The organism is Cupriavidus sp. 01L46, assembly GCF_056399905.1.
In genome coordinates this window covers 1-1,208 of record NZ_JBFTSF010000610.1, presented here as the reverse complement: position 1 = coordinate 1,208, position 1,208 = coordinate 1, and the positions used below count along the sequence as shown (strand labels likewise).

Sequence of the window (1,208 nt, the reverse complement as noted above, 5' to 3'; positions counted from 1 at the left end):
GGCGCCGTGCCTCCGATGGGGGTGAGCGTGTAACCGACGCGTGCGAAGCCGGGTGGGCAGTTGTTGAAGCGAAGCTCGAACCCTTTCGTGCCCGACTGGTCGCCGGTCGATCCCACGCCCTTGAGCTTGTGCAAGACCATCCCGGGCAGCGCGACGCTTTGATCCGGCGTCGAGCAGGTGCCGTTGACCAGCTTGACGGTGGCCGCCAGGGCGATCGCGAGACCGTAGGTGTTCGGCGTTACCATGCACATATCGCCATCATTTACCCAACGAGTCACCGTGCACACATAGAAATAGGACGGGTTGCCGCCTGCCTGGCCCGCGAGGCTGCCGGCCGCCAGCGGGCKGTCGTCGCGCACCAGTTGTACTTCGAGTGGCGAATTGACCGTGATCTCGCTGCCCCATTTGACGTTGAACGCAGTGATGGGCTGGCCATTGACCAGCAAGCGAGTCGAGATGCCCGATACGTTGGTCGCGATTAACGGCCCAGTTGCGGGTGAAATCCCGCCGTATGGCCAGAGCGATATCGCATTAATCTTGCACGATGACGAGGAGCAGAGTTGACTCAACGGAATCGTGTAGCGACTGATCACGGTGCCTGTTGGCAGGGTGGCTGGCAGGTTCAGCGTCGTTCCAAACGCCGTGACCGCATCGAGTGCAAATGCTTTCGGCGAAATCAACACGACGAAGACAAGAACGAATGCCGGGATCAGGCGCGCAGCGAGACCGCGTAGGATCTGATGGAGTTGTTGCATAGCAGAAATATTTCCCTTCCCATCCGGTAAACGAGGGAAACCGAGGTTCCCCTGTGCCACCCCAATTTTTCGGATCATGCATTGCGTTGTCGGGACGCGCGGGCTTGATCTCGGATGCTATCGGGATTGCAGGCCGTTTAAAATCGGACGAGTATTAAAATGCATTCCGTCGACGGAAATACGTCGTCGTTAGCGTATCGAGGGCAGGTCGATGCCGCGTTCGGGCAAGACGCTCCCGATAGATTGTTCCTTAAGCTATCCTTAAGTTGTTGTGAGCGGTAGCGCGGTAGGGCGAGACCGTTGGCCGCGCGGTCGCCAACTGCCGCTTGCCGTGATAATGGGTAACTCATCGTGAACGTAGCGAGGCCATTCGCATAGCCGGCGTCACCTTCGATGCGGTCTGGATGTACTGTGCCGTCAGATAATCGACAGACTGACCGCCAACCGTTACCG

General features: G+C 58.7%; 1 protein-coding gene. It reads right to left on the bottom strand.

The features are described from left to right. Window positions 1-755: hypothetical protein (locus AC1DS3_RS38830; protein WP_477129386.1), on the bottom strand; the 755-nt coding region annotated here is incomplete at its 3' end. Window positions 756-1,208 lie beyond the last annotated feature (453 nt).